Origin of the sequence: Marinimicrobium sp. UBA4509 (assembly GCF_002388575.1) — a bacterium.
In the GTDB taxonomy this organism is placed as follows: domain Bacteria; phylum Pseudomonadota; class Gammaproteobacteria; order Pseudomonadales; family Cellvibrionaceae; genus Marinimicrobium; species Marinimicrobium koreense.
The window spans coordinates 4,730-7,113 of the sequence record NZ_DGMV01000044.1; the positions used below are offsets into that span (position 1 = coordinate 4,730).

The window sequence follows — 2,384 nt, forward strand, 5'->3', positions numbered from 1 at the left end:
AAAATCATCCGCGGGAGGGAATTGAAACAGGTCCCCTTGAAGCTCCTCAAAATCAGTTTCGATAGCGCCCCACAGACTGGTAAGATGGGTCTTCTCTATTTCAAATACCCGCTGCATGCGAGATAAGGTGATTTTTGTTTTTGCGAGAGCGGCTTTGGCCCGTAAAACCTCTGCATTTGGTGCAACACCCGCGCGTGCTCGCTTTTCAACTGCCTCCAGTGTCGCGCGAGCTAGCACCAAAGCATCTTTTTCTAGATTCAACCGTTCCTGTGCTGCCAAGGCGGCGACGAAGCCATGCGTCACCTCGCCGAGCAGATCCAACGCTTCAGCCCTACGCCGCGCGTCCAACAGACCAGTGCGAGCATCGACCAGCGCCACTCGCGCCGAACGCTTTCCGCCGAGTTCAATGACCGACGACAGTGAAACCGTCTGTTCTGAGCCACGCAGGCCTTGTATTTCACCCTCTCCAGCGAAGTTCTCAACCTCCGCACCCAGCTCATAGGCTGGCGTTAGGGCAGCGGACTCTCTGACCCCCTTGAGCCCACGCATCCGAACTTCGTACATCTGCAAGCGGGGGTTGTTCTGCATGGTTTTGTGAATAGCATCGTCCAGTGTAAGCACCGCCTCCCGGTGCTGCCCATACGAGAGGCCGCTCAATAACAATAAAAGACTCAATAGTAACGTGTGCGCGGTGCGCACACGCACGCGGGCGAGCCCAACCCATAAACCAAAGTAGTTCATCGGTAATTATCCTAAAAAATTATTTCAGTACCCCAACAATGGGGACCAGCTCTAGAGTGCTAAAAACTCGGGACCTATCAGGCTTTGGGTGGTCGAAACAGAGAGGGGCCGTGGACGGACGAAAAGTCAATTAGGTAGGAGGGCAGCACGCCCCTAACATCAGAATAAAAATCAGAAAATTGATGAACGGCCATCGCGAGCCAACAAGCGTGGCAAAGGGCACAACAGGAGCAACCGTCTTGCAGTAAAGCGGTATTTACGGCCTCGTTTGTATCGACCTTACAATCTCCGGGCTGGAGCTCTTGATTCCACCCCAGAGTACGGTCAGCCCACTGAGAAGTCGGATGTGCCTCAACAGCGACGACGAAGCCCTGAAGAACCATCAGTGTTATCAATACAATCGTCACTTTTTGTTTTGTCAAAATTGCCTTCCGGGCTGACATACGTTTACACATACTCCACCACACCAAGAGCCAGAAAGCCATCGCTCGCCCCAGGGTCTGTGAAGGTTCTATTTCTTTGTCATCGAGCTTCGGCTGCGCTCGGTCAATCCTTGCAAAATGCCGCACTGCTCGACACTTCGCCCCTCCGCGCAGGCCTGACGCAAGGATCGCAACTGAACTTCAAGCGCTTGTAGCGTTTTGATTTTTATCGTAACCTGAGCAATACGATTATCAATAAGATCGTTGACACTACTGCAATACTCTGTTCGTTGGCTTCGTAGCTGTATCAGCTGCCGGATGTCGTCGAGACTCATATCCAAACCGCGACAATTTCGAATAAATTGCAGGTTCATCAAATCTCTATCGCCGTAATCTCTATAATTGCTTTCCGTTCGAGAAGGCTCTGGCAGCAAACCTTTTTTCTCCCAAAAGCGTATTGTTTCAACCGGCAAACCAAGCTTCTTCGCCAAAGCGCCAATTCTCATGAAGACCTCCTTAACCAAGGCAAACTTATAGTAGATCCTGCATAACAACGAGGGTGTTGCACGAGGGCCATCACATAAACCGATATTCCCGTCACCGGAGAGAAAGCCTCGCCTGGAGGGTGTCTGGAGTCAGGCAACGACCGCTGTCGTGGCATGCCTGAACCCGAACTTCGGCGGTTAACTGGTCATTAGACACGTCTTTGAGAAGGGTAGCGCGAATGATGGTACCATCATCGTAAATGGTCCAGGGTTCATCACCGAGCCCGCTGTCGATAGTGCGACCGAGTGGGTAGTCGACTTCCAACGGCAAGGGTTCACCCCCGCTCACGGAAAGCTCGGTGGGGATCAAGAAGTCCAAGGACGCGGGGTTGGCATTCACGTGCCAATCGCCTTCGATCAAGAGTGTCACACGAATACTGTCCCCTGCCCCTCGCACAGCAAGGATATCGACCAGATCAGCGGTGGTTTTAGCCGCCTCGCCGCCAGCCGCTGCGTCTAGGGTTTTGGGCTCTAAGAGCGGCCACTGCCATGCCAACAATGCGCTCACCACCGCCAAAGCGCCCAGACCAGGCACCAGCCAGCCGAAGATTTGGGATTTATTCATGCGCATACGACTTATTCCTCCGTAGAGCTGCGCAGCGTCGACGCCAGCGTGTCCGCCACAAACAGGTCGGGCAGCCGTTTTACCGGCTTCCCGCGACCATTGAGTACCACC

Annotated in this window: 3 protein-coding genes; all 3 read right to left on the reverse strand. The window is 53.4% G+C overall.

Annotated elements, in window-relative coordinates:
• Nucleotides 1-741, reverse strand: a 741-nt coding sequence (locus tag B3520_RS06695) for a TolC family protein (RefSeq protein ID WP_286875729.1), incomplete at its 3' end; no start/stop codon positions are given.
• Between the two features lie 511 nt (nucleotides 742-1,252).
• Nucleotides 1,253-1,669, reverse strand: coding sequence for a Cd(II)/Pb(II)-responsive transcriptional regulator (gene cadR / locus B3520_RS06700; protein WP_286804873.1), 417 nt, complete (start codon nucleotides 1,667-1,669; stop codon nucleotides 1,253-1,255).
• Between the two features lie 91 nt (nucleotides 1,670-1,760).
• Nucleotides 1,761-2,279, reverse strand: coding sequence for a protein-disulfide reductase DsbD domain-containing protein (locus B3520_RS06705; RefSeq protein WP_286804874.1), 519 nt, complete (start codon nucleotides 2,277-2,279; stop codon nucleotides 1,761-1,763).
• Between the last annotated feature and the right edge of the window lie 105 nt (nucleotides 2,280-2,384).